The sequence below is a fragment of the Thermogutta sp. genome (genome assembly GCF_039793925.1).
Taxonomy (GTDB): domain Bacteria; phylum Planctomycetota; class Planctomycetia; order Pirellulales; family Thermoguttaceae; genus Thermogutta.
In genome coordinates this window covers 21489-38381 of record NZ_JBAMME010000165.1, presented here as the reverse complement: position 1 = coordinate 38381, position 16893 = coordinate 21489, and the positions used below count along the sequence as shown (strand labels likewise).

Sequence of the window (16893 nt, the reverse complement as noted above, 5' to 3'; positions counted from 1 at the left end):
TCCGGCTCCGCTGCCGGCCGCGTTTTATTTTTCTTTTAACGGCCGATAGGAGCCCCGTCAATGACCACCATTGGCCAGCGAGAGGCTTTCTCGGCTCGGGCTCACCAATTCGGCTGCTCGTCTTCTTCGGGGACTCTGACGACGAGGCTCTCGTCCGACATGGCCATGGCGAAGCCGGGGCTGAGATCGGGCAGCGCTCCTTTTCCGGCCACGATCTGGCGGCGCTCGCCCGGTTTGGGGAAAAAGATCTCAATGGCCATCGTCAACTGGGAGATATCCGGACCTGTGCCACGCCGATTGAATTCCAGGACGATGAAGCTCTGGAGCAACTGGGTGAAGGCGCGGCCGAGCGGCCAGCGGATCCGCATGATTTCCGCCAGTTCGTCGAAGAGCTGATAGATCCTCGCCCGGGTGAGGTTGAACATTCTCCCGAGCTGCCGGACGCTCAGAGGGGGTTCTTTGATACCCAGGCGGCGTTCCACCAGATCCACGGTCTGCTCCACGGCATCCACACGGGCCTGTTCGAGAAGGGGTGTAATGAAATTCTGCCGGATCTCCTCTTCCGAGGGAACCTTGCCGTTCTGCCACGTTTCCAGGATCCACTGCTGCATCTGCAGAATGCGCCGTGGTGCCAACTCGATGGCGAGATGGGATTGAGGAGTCACGTTTTTGAGCGCCTCATGGATGGCGGCGAAGACTTCCAGGACTGCCGCTAGACGCCGTTCACCAAACGATCGCTTTTCTCGCAGATCGTTGATTGTCATGTCCACAAATTCGCCGAGCGGCGCATCCCAGATGACCCGGGTGATCCGTTTCAAGGAGGGCGCCAGCCTACCGAGCGGCACTTTCTGAAGCCGATGCCGCACCACCGTGGCACGCCACTCCGCCCAGGTGATTTCTGACACCTCATCCCAGCGGAAAGCACTTTCTTTTTCCGTGTCCAAAATTTCCCCCGCAATGACCTCCGGGACCACAGGATGGACGGGGATCGTTGCCGGATCGGTATTGGCGGCCCTTTCCAGGAGCATCAGCAGGCCCTGAAGTTTCTTTTTGCCGATTCCTGGGGTTCCTGCCAGGTCAGTGAAAGAGCTGGAAATGATCTGTCTGAGCGTGCGATTCATGAGCGCCAGCGGCAAACGACGATCGCTGGGGAGGGCCCAGAATGCGAGCGTCTTGTTGTACAAAGGCTCGTACCGCGGGTCCGCCAACTGTTTGCGGAGTTCGTCGAACCGCATGGCCAACTGGAGTTCATCGAGCGGGGGCAGGTTCAACATAGGAAGACCTCCGATTGGTCGGGTACGGCGCACTCTACGACCGCGTCCACACTCGGCTTCCGCCGATTGAGTCCGCCTTTCGGGGAGTTGCCCGGCCCATCAAAAAGACACCTCTCACTCTGTTCCGAAAATTCGCTGTTCCGAAGGTATGCCACTTACTCGGAAAATTTTTGCGAAAGCCGAAGACAGCTCCATTTCCCTACGATGTAATTGCCATGACAGTTCCTGGCGTACGATCTTCTGAAAAATTTAACCTGGGGCAGTGCAGAAAGTTCCGCTTTTTTCTTGCGGGAAAAACGATCCCTCGGAGAATAATGCGGAAGGGGGAAACAAGGCCGGCAGTGGTTGCGGGTGATCTGCAAAAAAATGCCCGAAGAAATTCGGGTCCACTCTGCTACAGTATAGGACGAATTTGGTCTTCATGCCATGGGGTGTCGTAAGACGAGGACGTCTGGCGGCTGGTTGGGGTGTTACGCCTGGGCCAGCCGGATCGGTTGAGATGTTTGGTCAGGCCAGTACAATGGCCCCAGGGAAACCATGCCGGTCGAGTTCCCCAGTCCAAGAAACTGATCTAACTCATCGGAGATAGCGTGAATGAAGACGAGCCGCCTCTTTTTGGCAATTACCTGCCTAATCGCTGCGGGAATTGTGACGCCCATAGTTGACAATTTGGCAGCGGCGGGGGAGGGTGACGGTGTCACCGCGCCGTTTTCTGCTACGACCATCACTGTACGCAATGATAGCGAATTCCGCGAGGCGGTCCGCCGGGCGCAACCGGGGATGGTCATTCGCATTCAATCGGGCCAGTACAAAAGTGACGTTTGGATCGAAAACCTTCACGGTCGGCAGGACGCTCCCATCGTCATCGAAGGAGCTGACCCTCAGAATCCACCGGTGTTTGTCGGTGGAAGCACAGGCTGGCAGATTTCCGAAGGAAGTTATATCATCCTTCGGCATTTGCACTTTCGGGGACAGAAGGTGAATGGGCTGAATATCGACGACGGGGGTAGTTTTGACACCCCGGCCCATCATATCCGGTTGGAGCACATTGTTGTGGAAGATGTCGGCCCGGTGGGAAACTGCGACGGGATCAAGCTTTCTGGAGTCACCGATTTCGTGGTGGTCAACTGTCGAGTAGAGGGGTGGGGTGGCCAGGCCATCGATATGGTGGGGTGTCATCGCGGCGTCATTGAGCGTTGTTTGTTCAAAGGTAAGAAAGGGTTTTCCCAGGATACAGGTCCCCAGGCCAAAGGTGGGTCCACACAGATCGTCATCCGGCAGTGCCGATTCGTCGATGCGGCCAAACGATGCGTGCAACTGGGGGGATCCACAGGGCTCGCGTTTTTCCGGCCGCAAGGTGTTCTTTACGAAGCGAAGGACCTGCTGGTTGAGGATTGTCTGTTCGTGGGAGGCGAAGCCGCCGTGTCCTTTGTGGGGGTCGATGGGGCGGTTTTTCGCCACAACACGATCATTCGGCCGCAGGTTTGGGTGGCGAGAATCCTTCAGGAAACCCGGGAGCCGGGCTTTGTACCGTCGCGGAATGGCTTTTTTGAACGCAATCTCATCGTGTTTCGCTCCGATCTGCGGGATTTTGTCAATGTAGGACCATACACCGCTCCGGAGACGTTCCGGTTTGCAGAAAACTGGTGGTTTTGCGAGGACCGTCCGGCGGCCTCTCGACCGCGGTTGCCCAGTCCTGAAAGCGAAGGGGTTTACGGTCAGGATCCCCGACTTCGGCAGGTGGATGAGGATCGGTGGGTGGTGGAAAACCCTGCCGCCCGGGATTTCGGAGTGCGGCAGAATCCCTGAGTTGGCCGGGGCTTTCGGCAATCAATAAACTGTGTTTCAATGGGGCGTGAGCAGTCGAGACGGGAGCGGAGGCACGTTTTGTATGGAAACAGCGGTTGTCGAACCGCTTCGCGGCCTGAGAAGACTGGACAGCGGATGGCGTAGTTGTGTGTTGTTAACCCAGAACTGTGCCGAAACGTCCATTGCAAGCGCGTATGACACGATATCCTTCTGCGAGTCCGTTTCACGTTGACCGGCCCGGAGTGTTGGCCTTAAAATCCGGCAATATGGAAAAGCGGGTTGCCAGGAATGGAGACGTTATGTCGGAAGTCAGCGTTCGTCCTGTCCGCACGAGGTGGGAACAGAAGCAGTTCCTTGAATTTCCCTGGCGACTCTATCGCGACGATCCGAACTGGGTTCCTCCTTTGCGAAATAATCAGCGGGGACTGGTGGGGTTCGCCCCCCATCCGTTTTATGAGCGAAACGAGGCTCAGGCGTTTCTGGCTTTTCGGGGCAACGAAGTGGCTGGGCGGATCCTCGCGATTCTGAATTATGGGCACAACGAGCGGTTTAACGAAAAGCGGGGGTTTTTCGGGTTTTTTGAATCGGTGGATGACGAGCGGGTGGCCCACGCCTTGTTTGACGCCGTCCGAGCGTGGTTCGCCGAACGAGGGATTGAAAAACTGCGAGGACCAACCAATCCGAGCCTCAATTACGAACTCGGTTTGCTCATCGATGGATTCGATTCGCCCCCGACGTTCATGATGACATATAATCCGCCCTACTACGAGCGGCTCATCGAATCGTATGGCTTCCGGAAGACCCAGGACCTTTATGCCTACTGGGGGCATGTGAGCATGCTCCCCAAGATCCGCGAGAAGCTGAAACCGGTCTGCGATAAAATCGTCGAACGGTATAATGTGAAAATCCGAATGCTCAACAAGAGACGGTTCCTGGAGGATGTTGAGCTTTTCCTGTCTATTTACAATCGCTCGTTAATAAATACCTGGGGGTTTGTGCCAATGACCCCGGCGGAAGTCCGGCACATGGCGAAAGGACTGCGCTGGTTGATGGTGCCCGAGCTGGCCCTAGGAGTGGAGGTAGACGGTCGAGTGGTGGGCGCGGTTTTCTGCCTACCGGATTATAATCAGCGCATCAAGGAAATTGACGGCCGACTCTTTCCGTTCGGATTCATTCACCTTTTGCGGAACAAGCGAGCGATCAAACGGGTACGCGTGATCAGCACGAACGTCTTGCCGGAGTATCAGCTCCTAGGGTTCGGACTGGTTCTTTTGGATGGCTTGGTCCCTAAAGCGCTGGAATGGGGGATTGAGGAAGCGGAATTCTCGTGGGTGCTGGAATCCAATGCGCTTTCCCGGGGGAGCCTGGAAAAAGGCGGGGCCAAACTGACAAAAACCTATCGGCTTTATGATTTTGGACCCTAAGAGGGCGGTGAGGGCGGGCGGTTTCTGCCCATCACCGCACGAAACCCAGAAACCAACATCCGCCCGGATTTCAGATATGTCGTCCTTTCATCTGTCCAATTTGCTGAGTTTTGGCCTGGAACCTCGGCCCATGCTGAGGCTCCGGTTGCCCCAGGATCGTGATGCGCCTATCCGCGTGAGACGGGTGCAGAGCTGGCGGGATCAATATTATTTCACTCGCTTGCCCTGGCTCATTTACGAGAATGATCCCTATTGGGTACCGCCGCTGTTCATCGAAATCAAAGAGTTTCTTAATCCTCGCAAGCATCCCTTTTACCAGCACGGAGTGGCGGCCCAGTTCCTAGCCTGTCAAGATGGTTGTCCGGTAGGCCGAATCCTCGTCAGCGAGGACCCACGCTACAACGCGAAACACGGGACCAAGGTGGGCTGCTTCGGGATGTTCGAATCGATCGAAGATCCCCGAGTTGCTCATGCCCTTTTTGAGGCGGCGGCCCAGTGGATGCGCCAGCGGGGATTGACCCACATGATGGGGCCGATCGATTACTCCATCAATTATCCCTGCGGCTTGCTCATCGAAGGTTTTCAGTATCCGCCGCGGATCATGATGAATCACAATCCCCCGTACTATGCGGAGTTGTGTGAGTCGTGGGGACTGCAGAAAGCTAAGGACCTCTACGCCTGGTGGTTCGTTAAAGACAATGAAAATCTTCGCTGCTGGATGCAACGGGTACGGCGGTTCCAGGAGCGGTCGCACATTAAAATCCGGCCGTTCAACCTGAGTAATTTCGAGGCCGAGATGGCCCGATGTGTGGAGGTGTACACCGTCACCCGTTACGATCAGTGGGGCTTTATCGATCTGACCCCGGCTGAACTTCGCTATTTTGCCAAACGACTGGCGCAGTTTGCCCGGCCGGACCTGGTTCTTGTGGCAGAAGACAACGGCAAGGCGGTGGGGTTCTCCATTACGGTTCCCGACCTCAACGAAGCCATTCGCCCCCTCAATGGGCGTTTGACATCGTGGGGGATGCCGATCGGAGCTGTGCGGCTCTTTCAAAGGCTTAAGCAGGTGAAAACCGCCCGGGTGATGGTCCTCGGGGTCGTTCCCGGATATCGACATCGAGGAATTGCCGAACTGATGATCCTCCAGACAATTGAACGCGGAATCCGCGATGCGGGCTTTGAATCCGCGGAATTGAGCTGGACCCTGGAGGACAACCACGCCATCAACAACACCATCCAGGCGGTAGGAGGAAAGCTTTACAAGCGCTACCGCATCTACGAAAAGTGCATCGCAGAGTGAAGACGCAAAGCGAGAGACATTCTCCCGTATCCACCTTTTTAGAAAATCGGGTATACTCATCCGTTAGGTACACACCTTGAGTCCATCTTTGGGTTGGACCCGCCGGGAAGTGGATTGGTTGGTTTCCGTCATTGTGAGGAAGTTTAAGGAGGTTCGCGCGGCGCGTTCTATCTGATTGCATTCAGCCGAGCGGAAGAGGACCGAAAAGGTTCCCGAGACACCCGGTCAGGGTGGCTCTTTCGTCCCCCATCAGTCGAGCACGTCAGGTGTCTCAACTGGATTGGGGAGGTCGGCCAGCGGTACGCGAGCGCATCTTGACACACGTCGCCCGAAATAACTATGGCCACAGCTGAAGTCACTGTTTCGTTCCGTTCACTGGCGCGGGATCTGAACATTCCAGAAGCCCGGATTCAGGCAGTCGTCGAGCTTCTCGATGCCGGAAATACGGTACCGTTCATCACGCGGTATCGAAAGGATCAAACAGGTGGTTTGGACGAGGAACAGATCCGGACCATCGCCACCCGCGTGAAAAAGTTGCGTCAGTTGGCGGAACGAAAGCAGACAATCCTCCGGGCGATCGAGTCGCAGAATAAGCTGACGCCTGAACTGGCGAAAAAGATCATCGCGGCCAACAGTCTCCGGCGGCTGGAAGATCTCTATCTGCCTTTCCGACCAAAAAAGCGGACTCTAGCCACCGTTGCCCGGGAACGCGGATTGGGACACCTGGCGGAAGAAATCCTCACTGCTGACCCCATCTGCGCGGATCTGGACAAGCGGGCTGCGGATTACGTCGATCCTGAGAAGAAGGTCCTCAACATCGCGGATGCCCTGCTGGGAGCGGGGCACATCCTCGCGGAAATGTTCAGCGAGAAGACGGAGCTCCGTGGCCGTCTCCGCGACATCCTCATGCGGACCGGCGTGATCCGCACGGTGCGGGTGGTGCCCGAAGCGGAACAGGCCCCCGCTCAGTCCGTGGCTGTAGTCCCTAACCCAGCGGTATCCGTCGCTCCACCTGATCAAAAACCGGGGGATGGCGCAGCGCTGTCGGCGGCCGGCTCGGAAGGACAAACCGCTGAAACATCCCCTGCGGGAGAGGTCGCCACTGCGGGGATGGTCGAGCCGTCTGTTCCCGCAGAACAAACGCCCGGCGGAGAAGCGATTTCGGCAGCCGCTGAAACAACCGGCGCCCCTTTGGAAATCGGCCCCACAGAAAAAGCGAGTGAATCAGTTGACGCAGCGGAAGCGGGAGCCGATGCATCGGCACTCGGGCACACCGCGACCGACGCCGGTACAGAAATTCCCTCCCCGGCTCAGCCCGCTCCCGAGATCGCGGCAGCTCCAGAAGAATCTCGGGGAGAAAAGTCAGTTCCGGCTGGTGAAGCGGCCTCCAACCCGGAACAGGGGGAGGCATTGCTGGAAGTCGCTGCCTCGTCGGATGGTATGCCGTCTGCCGCGGCGTCTCAAGCTGTGGCGGCGTCTCCGGAGAGCACGCCGACCCAGGCGACATCAGCTCCAGCTACCACGGCCACACCGGTGGATCCAAAAAAAGCGGCGAAGGAAGCGGAAAAACGCCGGAAATTGGAGAAGCTTGCCAAGGAGTTCGAGGATTACTTTGACTTTTCCGAGCCGATTCGCAAAATTCCCCCCCACCGCGTGCTGGCGATCAATCGGGGTGAAGCTTTGAAAGTCCTCCGTGTGCGCATCGAGGCAGACATGGAGGCGATGGAGAAGGCCGTCGAGGAAATCTGCATTCCGCCCGGCCATCCCCACGCCGATTTCCTGCGGGGTTGCGCGAAGGATGCCCTGGTTCGCCTGATCCTTCCCAGCTTGGAGAGGGAAATTCGCCGGGAATTAACGGAGCGGGCAGAAAACCATGCCGTCAAGGTCTTTGCGCAAAATCTCCGGCGATTGCTCCTCCAGCGTCCGGTCCGCGATCGCCGCATCCTGGCCATTGATCCCGGTTACCGTCAGGGGTGCAAGCTGGCGGCCCTCGATGAGTGCGGCAATGTGCTCGATCATGGCGTCATCTACCTTATTGAGAAAAAAGGTCACAATCGAGAAACGGCGAAGAAGACGGTCATCGAGATGATCGAGAAGCATCAACTGACGGCCATTGCCATCGGAAATGGCTCTGGCAGTCGGATGACCGAAATGTTTATCGCCGATCTCTTGGAAAACGAGCTGAAAGGCCGGGGGATTGGTTACACCATCGTCAATGAAGCGGGGGCCAGCGTCTATTCCACAAGCCAGATCGGTCGGGAAGAATTGCCGCACCTGGACGCGATTTTCCGCGGGGCAGTCTCCATTGGACGACGTCTGCTGGATCCCCTGAGTGAACTGGTCAAGATTGAGCCGGCTAACTTGGGCGTCGGCCTGTATCAGCACGACCTGAAGGAAAAACACCTCCGTGAATCTCTCGATGAGGTTGTGGAGTCCTGCGTCAACTACGTGGGAGTGGACGTCAACACGGCCAGCCCGGCGCTTTTGGGATATGTGTCGGGCCTCAATAAGCTCACCGCTCGGCGGATCGTGGAATACCGTCAACAGCACGGTCCATTCAAGACCCGTGAGGAACTGAAAAAGGTGCCCGGGATCGGGGAGACCACCTTCGTTCAGGCGGCGGGATTCCTCAAGATCACCGGTGGAGAGAATCCGCTCGATGCGACATGGATTCATCCGGAAAGCTACGAACTTGCTAAACAGGTCCTCGAGAAACTGGGATTTGCACCAGACGATTTGACAAGACCCGTCCGCAAGGCAGAGTTGGCCATCAAAATCGCGGAGGTCAACGCCGAGGAACTTGCCGCTGAGCTGGGCTGCGGTGTGCTCCTGCTGAAGGATATCCTTGCCCAGTTTGTTCGGCCGGGGCGCGACCCCCGCGAGGATTTGCCGCCACCGGTGTTCAAGCAGGGAATCGTCAAGCTGGAAGATCTCACTCCTGGCATGGAGTTGATGGGCACCGTTGTCAATGTGGTCGATTTCGGCGCGTTCGTGGATGTGGGGTTGCCCAATACGGGACTGATCCACCGCAGTCGGATGAAGCCGTTCGCGCGGTCGGTCGATCCGCATTCCGTTGTTGCGGTGGGGGATGTAGTCCGCGTTTGGGTGGTGGATGTGGAACGGGAACGGCGACGGATTTCCCTGAGTCTCGTGCCGCTCGAACAGATGGCGGAGAGACAGACTGGCGACGGCCGACCAGCGCGGAAAAAGAAGGCTGCGGAGCGTCGGAAAACGGCCAAACCAGTTGCCGCCGCACAGCAGAGAGGGAAAGAAACCGAGGCAGGTACCGGCGAGCGAACGGGTGGACGGCGGGGTGATCGCTCCGAACGCCCTGGGCGGAGAGAAGCCGCGGCCCCTCAGCAGGGTCCGGCACCACTGAGCATCTCCCGGCCGGTAGAACTGCCCCGGCGGCTGGGTAAACCAGAAACTCCGCCACCGGCCGAACCACTGAGCGAAGAAGTCCTCTCCGGAAAACAGCCGATGCGGAGTTTTGCCGATCTTTTCCAGTATTTCGCGGCCAAGGGTGTTGTTCGACCGAGCACGCCGTCAGCTAAATCTTCTCGAGAGAAGCGAGGCGGCGGCAAGAAAAAGCCGTCCATGCGAAACGGCGAGTCGTCCTTCGCCGCTCCGGGGCCGGATTTGCCGGTTGCGGGAGACGACCAGCAGAAGTCGAATGCGTTACCGGAAAATGCTTCGCCTTCGCCCGCGATGGAAAGCGCTGCACCTTCGGTCGCTGACAATACCGGAACGGGCCAATCCGGCAATGCGATTTCCAATGGGGAGCGCCCGGCAGCCAAAGAACTAGAACAAGCGAAGATCAATACGTCACCGGCAGCCACGGGCGACGATCCCGCTCAAACCGACTCTTCGGCTGAATCGCCCTGAGCGGTGTCGCCGTTGGCCCCGCGAATGGCGGTTTCCTGAGACGCTGTCGTCTGACTGTTGCAGCCGCACTCATCGCGATGCTGGCGTGGCTCAAGGTGAACGGTAATCCGCGCAAGCTGGGGAAACCGCTGATGGAGAAATTGTTCCAGTCGGCGGGAGATTTCGTGAGCCTCACCGATGGGGAGTTGGCCATCCATCGCCAAGTGAAACGTGAGCGACTTCCCCTGGGGTGTTTCCCGCATGCTCAAGTGATGGCTGGAGAGCTCTGATCCGTATGCCCGGCTGAACTCGCCGATGGCCTCGTGGTAGGGGGCCAATGTGGGGTCCTCGGGATGGGCAACCGCCGGCGTGCCTGCATCCTGGTGTTCTGGCTCAATGTGGGTGAGGACCGAGGTCACTTCCGGAAGATCGTTCTTGATCTGGGTCTCCAGTTCCGAAACTCGGTCGTGGGCCTGTTCGAGACTCCATCGGGAATCGACTTCTACGTGCAGCTCCAGCGAATTCCCCTCCGCGGTGCGAAAGGTTCGAATATCATGAACGGCCAGCCCCAAACTGGTGGCTAGCATGCGAACAGAGGTGATGAGATCTTCATCGGGTCGGGCCACGGGTTCCACGTGCACCACCACATCAGCCCCAGGAATCCGCGACTGCACGGCTGAACTGACTTGCTGCGCTACGGCGTGCGCCTTTTCCAGCCCCAGATCGCGCGGAATCAGGATGGTCATGTCAGCGAAGACGCTGGGACCACTCTGCCGAACGCGGACATCCCGCACTCCTTCGACGCCTGCCACTTCGATCGCCGAGCGTTCCACCAAGCCGGTGAGCTGCCGGGAGGTGCGATCGGTCAGCGCATCCACCGCACGTTTCCCCAGCCGCAAACACACGATTGCCACGAGAAGGGACACGATAATCGCAGCCACCGAGTCGGCCTGCATCAGCCAGGGCCATCCCAGCCACTCGGACAGCGACACGCCGATCAAGCCCCCTAGGACGACGAGCGACGACCAGACGTCGGACGCGAAATGAAGGGCATCGGCCTCCAGCGCCTGACTCTGGTGTTTTTCTGCTGCTTCCTGTAAACGATGGGAGCGCCATAAATCGACTGCTATCGAGCCGAGAATGATCACATAGGCCCAGACGCTGGGCGTGATCTCCACTTCACCTCGAAAAAACAGGCGGTGGATGGCTTCGTAAATCACCCACACGCAGACGACAACAAGCAGCAGCGTTTCGCCCAGTGCGGAAAGATTCTCGTACTTGCCATGGCCATAATGATGCTCAGCATCAGGAGGCCGTTCTGCGATCCGCACCGCCCAGAGTGTCATGCCGGTGGCGACCAGATCGAGGCCAGAGTGAAGTGCCTCGGAAATGATGCCCAAACTGTTGGTGAGAATCCCAATCACGAGTTTCGCAGCGGTCAGTCCCCCGGCAGCCAGCAGTGAGATCAGCGCCACGCGTGTTTTTTCGTGACTGTCTTGCACGTTCTGATGCATCATGCCACCTCACGGCATCCTGACTCCAAGAATCTCCATCATCGGCGATACCTGCGCCGCTGCCTCATCTTGCTTACTGCGGCGGGCGTGTCGCCGGGTTTCACTCTTCAATGCCTTGTGCTTACTCGGGTGATTTGAGGGAGGCCTCTGAAACTGCCCGGTTGATCTTCTCCTGCGTGCGTTATCGATTTGTGAGAAAAATAGGATCCTATGGCTGCCGGCATCAGACTGACACCAGGGACCGGCACGCATCCCGTTGGCCTTGGTTCACTTTTGTTTGTCCCACTTTTGCAATTATATCGCCCCAGCGGACGCCAATGCCGAACAGAAATCGCCACACGACTTGTGTGGACGTTTGTGGTGGAGTATTTTTCAAGCCAGGACTCGGAATGTGCTACCCTCCCGCAGTTGTCACCCGCAGAAGGGTAAGCGACGATCTGTGTGCGGGTAACGGGTTCGTGGGAGATCATTGGGGGGCGTCCGACAGAGGTTTTGCTGAAAAGGAGAAAGAGAGACTCGGGCGATGAAAAAGGAAACGATGCTTCCGCGGGAACGGGTGTTAGCGGCTCTCAATCATCAGGAGCCCGATCGCGTGCCCTTGGATTTGGGCGGCAACCAAACCGGCATCCACCGTCTGGCCTACGAGGCCCTTGTGAAGCATCTCGGCTGGGAGGAAAAGATCGAAATCATGGACGCGGTCCAGCAACTTGCCAGGCCATCCGAACAGGTGCTGCAGCGCTTTCGCATTGACACCCGATACATTTTTGCTAAACCCTCAGAAAACTGGAAAGGCGGAATTACCGAAGCCGTCCGCGATGGCAAGCGATGGTATGATCTGGTGGACGAATTCGGCGTGCGGTGGTCCATGCCCGCGGAGGACGGTCTTTATATGGACATCACCTACCATCCCTTGGCAGAGGCCACCTTGCGGGACCTCGAAGACTATCCTTTTCCCCGCGGTGATGATCCTTCACGTTTTGTGGGCCTGCGGGAGGAAGCGCGGCGGCTTCGTGAAGAGACGCCCTACGCCGTGGTGAGTGGTATCTCCGGAGTGGTGTACGAAATCTGCTGGTACATGCGGGGCCTGGAACGGTGGTTCATGGACATGATCGAACAGCCAGAATTCTGCGAGGCGCTTCTCGATCGCACCCTGCAGTTCTGGCTGGACTGGTTCCGCGTATTTCTCCAGGAGGTAGGCGACCTCGTCGATGTCATCATGATCGGCGATGATCTGACCGGTCAGAACGGGCCTCTCTTCAACCCCGAGTTTTACCGCCGGGTTGTCAAACCCCGGCAGAAGAAACTGGTCCAGTACATTCGCGCGCGCACCCGTGCCAAAATTTGGTATCATACCTGCGGTGCATGCTCGGTCTATATTCCGGATTTGATCGATAACGGGATTGACATCCTCAATCCCGTACAGATCAGTGCCCGGGACATGGATCCCCGAACGCTCAAGGCCCAATGGGGTGATCGCCTTGTTTTCTGGGGCGGTGCTATCGACGCGCAGCATGTGCTCCCATATGCCACCCCGCAGGAGATTCGCGAGCACGTTCGTCGCAATCTCGAGACCTGGAAACCCGGCGGCGGATATGTTTTCAACAATGTCCACAACATTCAGGCCGGGGTCCCTCCGGAGAATATCGTCGCGCTCTACGATGCGGCGTATGAATACGGCTTTTACGGGAAGTGATCGCCTGCGTTACTGCAGCAAGCGTTCGAGCAGATATCAAACAAAAGAACGGCGTCACAGTCCCGGGAGGACCATGACGCCGTCGGACGGGTTGGGGAGAAATCGGGGGCTAGTAGGCTCGGCTTATTCGCTCACGCGAATCGCCACGTACCGTGAGACACCTTCAGGCGTGACTACCCGGAGGAGAACACCCTCACTCAACGGTTTGGCCTGAAGGGCCTTGCTCAAATCGCTGACACTGGTCACTTTCTGGCGATTAGCTTCCACGATGACCATGCCCTCTTCAAGGCCAGCCAATTGGGCCGGGCTACCCGGGGTCACGTTCGTGATCACCACACCCTCTTTGACGTCGATGCCGAGTTGCTGGGCCACATCAGAGGTCAGCGTTTCCACCTGGATGCCCAGTTTAGCAAAGTTCTCGTTCTCCTTTGGCAGAGCGCGACCGCCACGGCGGAGACGGCCGGGCACGCGCTCCATTCCATATTCGGCGGGCTGTTCGCGAACGACGACCTCCAGAGTCATTTTCTTGCCATCACGCAGAATCTCCACCTTGTGGGGCGTGTCGATCGTGGCCTCCTCGACGAGGCTTTGCAACTCATTGGGCATGGTGACCCGTTTCCCATCGAAGCTGAGGATCATGTCACCCGACTTGATCCCAGCCACGGCCGCCGGCGTGTTGGGATACACTTCGGCCACCAGCACGCCTTCATGCGGTTCCACGCCAAGCTGAGATGCCAGATCGCCTTCAATCGGCTGAATCGCCACGCCCAGATATCCGCGTCGCACAACACCTTTTTCTGCAAGCTGTATGGCCACAAACTTGGCCAGATTCGACGGGATGGCAAAGCCGATTCCCTCATATCCACCCGATCGGGTGCTGATGGCGGTATTGATGCCGATCACTTCCCCGTCCAGGTTCACGAGCGGACCGCCGCTGTTGCCCGGATTGATGGCGGCATCCGTCTGAATGAAATTCTCCCGTACGGCAATTCCAAGTCCACGTCCCTTCGCGCTGACGATCCCGGCGGTTACAGTTCCTTCCAAACCGAAGGGCTGCCCGAGAGCCAACACCCAGTCACCCACCTGGACCTGATCGCTATCCCCCAGGACCGCCGCCTTCAGTCCCGTGGCTCCCTTGATCCACACCAGGGCCAGGTCTGTTTTGGGATCGGTTTTTACGTCCACGGCCTGGAATTCACGGCCGTCGTGGAGTCTCACAATGACTTTCCCCTGCTCATCCACGACATGCGAGTTGGTGAGAATGACGCCGGCAGGATCGATGATCACTCCGGAACCGAGGCCCTGAATGACGCGCGGCGGCATGGGGCCGCGACGGAAGAAATATCGGAATTCCGGCGGAAGCATTTCGTCGAACGGAGTTCCCTGGAAAAGATCCTCGTCGAAGGGGGACAGCGTTTCATCCCGCCCGCCGGCTTGGGCAAACGTCCTAATCATGACCACGCTGGGTAAAACCTCCTGGGCAGCCTGGCGAAATGCCGCCGATAACTGATTGGCGAATTCATGCTGGGGGGAAGCCGCCTTTGGCTTGGGGGCGGCAAGATTGAGTTTGGTGGTGCGCTCCTGACTCTCCAAACTTCCTACCAGAAGGCCGCTCCCTGTAAGGAGTGTCACAATTCCGATGAGCGCCAAAAGGTAGTGTTTCCGCACCGCGTCGATCCAGCGCGACATGGCTGTCTCCTCCTTTCTGAAAAACGGGCAAGTGAGGTTGGTTCGCATCCTGGGCTATAGCCCATCGCTCTTCCAGAGCGAAACGTTTTCGAAGTACGGTTTCCTCCGAAGCGACAACGGGTCATCGCGACCGCTTCGGACCTCCTTATCATAACCAAATGGCGTCTTCCGCTTTTGCTGCCATCCTGGCCTATCGGATTCATCTACGAACTTGGTTGCCGATCGGGCGCGAAATGTGGCAAGAGAGTTTTGCCTGTCTTCAAAAGCGCTACAGAGGTTCTGTTTTCGCGCCTGTTTCCTGTCAAAGTGACAGTCTGTTGCCAGATTAGAACCCGCTTCCAGGCTCTAAGAATGCCGAATGTCTTTTGTGCAAATCAGATACCACTAACCGGCCACTTTTGGGGGCCTAGCAGCACGGCGACTCCCTCGCCTTCCGTTTGCGCACAACATGGGGGCAAGGCAGCGAGGGAAGCGGAGCGAGAACCCCCATGCGGGGTCTCATGCGGCCCCAGCAGTGCAGCGGCAGAGTCAGGGGCGAAGACGAATGAAAGAGGCCACGCGCCGGCGGCTTATGCGCGTTCCCTGCCACTGCCTCACGCCGCAGTGCGGGAGAAGCCACGCTCCAAAGTTTTGCGACGGCGATTCCAGGTCAGGCCTAGTGCAGCGGCCCCGAGAATGAGCAAACAAGCTGTATTGGGTTCCGGAATGACCTCCCCACCCGTGGGACCCCCCTGAATTTCAAACCGGGGAAATGACAACGGACCGCTTGAGATACCAAACAACTGGCCAAGGAGTGGATTAGCTTCAGCGAGGCTTTCCAGCGCATCCTGTTCCTCGGGAGAAAGTGTTTCCCGAGTGAGCAGAAAAGTCGCCTGAAGCGAAGGGCCGAGCGGGTCGTACGGGTCGTAGAGGAGTTCCCGCGCCCAGCTCCACAGATTCATTCCCAGGATGCCATCCAGGCCTTCCACTAAATCGACGACAAATACAGGCGCGTTGGTGAAGCGGAGTTCCCCGTCGACCACTCCGTCGAAATCCGTGTCAATAGGTAGCGCTAACCAGTCGACGGTAAAACCGGGCACCGTGATGGGGCTCCCTGCCGCTCCCATGATGTCGATCGTGGTCTCCGGTGAATTCAAATCAAAACCGAGTGCCTGTGCAATCGCCGTGCTGATGACACTGATTGAGGCTCCGGTATCAAAGAGAAACACCGCATTGCTCACGGTGGCCAGGGCTTCACCGAGAGACACCTGCTCCTGGACGGGGTTGGGAGCGACGGTCACCTCGTTGCCGGGATTGCTGTAGTTTTCCGGGCCGAAGAGCGTCAGGGGAATCCGTACCGGATCGGTCGTGCTCCCCGGAATGGCGGCAAGACGTGTGCCCGCGGGCACGAAACTCAGGTCGGGCATGTAGAGCACAATTCCCGCAAAGAGGGATGCCCAGCTTGGATCGTCAGCGAAAAAGGCCCCTAAATCGAACTCATAGCCGAGCATGTCGACCTTTGCAGCGGGAAAAGCAGACGTGCCCGCTATCGACCCGAAATGCACCGGTGTCCCGGCAATATTTGGAAGCTGTGCGCTACCGGTGTCCGTTCCCACAAAAACTTGCACTCCAGGGACTGTAACGCCGCCGGTGAGATCATAGTTGAAATCCAGGCCCAGTCCCGCATCCCAGGAGAACGACACCGCGTGCAGCCCATCCGTCCAGAACGTCATCGGCATGGAAACGTCGCCGACAATCACGCCGTCAATGGCGTCAGCCACCGCTCCATCAGGCACCTTGATGGGCACGGGTGCTCCCAGTAAATCGAAGAAAGCTCGATCGGTGGCCGAAAGTGTGACCACACTCGCGCCGGTATCATAGATCCCGAATGCCAGCGCCCAATCTCCGCCCCAGTTGTAGCCTTGGATGACCTCGATCTGATTGCCAAACAGATCAGTGGCCGGATCGAGATCGATTTGCACGTCGCCGGCTCGGGTGATTCCGGCAAATCCGAATCCGGCAATGAAAGCTGCGACAAGGACGGGGCGAACCAGTCTCGCTACCATCGCACTTGCTCCTGTTGAACGAGATGGCACGCCGTGCCGGATGGGAAACCGTTCGCACGGCATGACAAGTCTCTCCAGTCGCCCCTCATTTTAACCGTGTATCCAGGGCTTGCAACGGATTTCTTAAGAATTATTTGACAAACCCCGAGAAAGCCCTTCGATCGCGGCATACAATCCTATAATCTGGTGTGATGTTCAAAAGAATACTGAGAGGATCGTCTTTCCCGCGTCTCGAGCATTGCCAGGTCTTTGGCCAAAGGCCCGCGGGGACTGTGCCGGCC

The 16893-nt window shown here is 57.9% G+C and carries 9 protein-coding genes; 5 read left to right on the top strand and 4 right to left on the bottom strand.

The features are described 5' to 3' along the window. Positions 1 to 101: 101 nt before the first annotated feature. Positions 102 to 1274 (bottom strand): hypothetical protein, encoded by a 1173-nt coding sequence (locus ABJK56_RS06465; protein ID WP_347243845.1) that lies wholly within the window; start codon positions 1272 to 1274, stop codon positions 102 to 104. A 594-nt stretch (positions 1275 to 1868) separates the two neighbouring features. On the opposite strand from ABJK56_RS06465, the gene ABJK56_RS06460 reads away from it, so the two are divergent. The 4 genes from ABJK56_RS06460 (at position 1869) to ABJK56_RS06445 (ending at position 9692) form a co-directional block, all read left to right on the top strand. Next, positions 1869 to 3083 carry a right-handed parallel beta-helix repeat-containing protein gene (locus tag ABJK56_RS06460; protein ID WP_347243844.1) on the top strand — a complete coding sequence of 405 codons (1215 nt, stop codon included), beginning with the start codon at positions 1869 to 1871 and terminating at the stop codon, positions 3081 to 3083. 299 nt (positions 3084 to 3382) lie between these two features. Continuing rightward, complete coding sequence (locus ABJK56_RS06455; protein WP_347243843.1) at positions 3383 to 4507, top strand: N-acetyltransferase; 1125 nt, start codon at positions 3383 to 3385, stop codon at positions 4505 to 4507. 76 nt (positions 4508 to 4583) lie between these two features. Further along, entirely contained in the window at positions 4584 to 5807 is a 1224-nt protein-coding gene (locus ABJK56_RS06450; protein ID WP_347243842.1) for a GNAT family N-acetyltransferase, read from the top strand. A 339-nt stretch (positions 5808 to 6146) separates the two neighbouring features. Continuing rightward, positions 6147 to 9692, top strand: a complete 3546-nt coding sequence (locus ABJK56_RS06445) for a Tex-like N-terminal domain-containing protein (RefSeq protein WP_347243841.1) — start codon at positions 6147 to 6149, stop codon at positions 9690 to 9692. Here the strand turns inward: ABJK56_RS06445 and ABJK56_RS06440 are convergent. After that, a complete protein-coding gene (locus tag ABJK56_RS06440; protein ID WP_347243840.1) occupies positions 9662 to 11188 on the bottom strand; it encodes a cation-efflux pump in 1527 nt (508 codons plus the stop codon). The two genes, ABJK56_RS06445 and ABJK56_RS06440, sit on opposite strands and share 31 nt — an antisense overlap. Before the next feature lie 520 nt (positions 11189 to 11708). Here ABJK56_RS06440 and ABJK56_RS06435 point away from each other — a divergent pair. Continuing rightward, positions 11709 to 12878 (top strand): uroporphyrinogen decarboxylase family protein, encoded by a 1170-nt coding sequence (locus ABJK56_RS06435; RefSeq protein WP_347243839.1) that lies wholly within the window; start codon positions 11709 to 11711, stop codon positions 12876 to 12878. 123 nt (positions 12879 to 13001) lie between these two features. Here ABJK56_RS06435 and ABJK56_RS06430 read toward each other — a convergent pair whose 3' ends face one another. Both ABJK56_RS06430 and ABJK56_RS06425 read right to left on the bottom strand, forming a co-directional pair. Beyond that, positions 13002 to 14567 carry a trypsin-like peptidase domain-containing protein gene (locus ABJK56_RS06430; protein ID WP_347243838.1) on the bottom strand — a complete coding sequence of 522 codons (1566 nt, stop codon included), beginning with the start codon at positions 14565 to 14567 and terminating at the stop codon, positions 13002 to 13004. Between the two features lie 593 nt (positions 14568 to 15160). Then, positions 15161 to 16612, bottom strand: a complete 1452-nt coding sequence (locus ABJK56_RS06425) for an aspartyl protease family protein (protein WP_347243837.1) — start codon at positions 16610 to 16612, stop codon at positions 15161 to 15163. Positions 16613 to 16893: the final 281 nt, after the last annotated feature.